This is a genomic window from Bacillus sp. ChL18, from assembly GCF_026241425.1.
Taxonomy (GTDB): Bacteria; Bacillota; Bacilli; order Bacillales; family Bacillaceae; genus Bacillus; species Bacillus velezensis.
In genome coordinates, this window is sequence record NZ_JAPHWE010000031.1 from 1 (window position 1) to 255 (window position 255).

General features: G+C 44.3%; 1 protein-coding gene. It reads right to left on the bottom strand.

The window, feature by feature from the left end:
- Positions 1-255: AMP-binding protein (locus OQ477_RS21135; RefSeq protein ID WP_265973608.1), on the bottom strand; the 255-nt coding region annotated here is incomplete at both ends.

The window sequence follows — 255 nt, forward strand, 5'->3', positions numbered from 1 at the left end:
CCGTCGCCGCCAATGCATAGTTCTCCGAGAACACCTTCTGGTACAAGCTGGTTGTGGCGATCAAGCACATATACCTGTGTATTTTGTATTGGCTTCCCTATAGTAATTGAATCGGTTTTCCCCATCCGTTTCACTGTCGACCAAATGGTCGTTTCTGTTGGACCGTACATATTAAAAACAGGCAATCCATACTCTTTTACTTCATTCCACAGCGTTTCAGGAAGTGCTTCTCCTCCTACATAAAGAGTCTTCAAG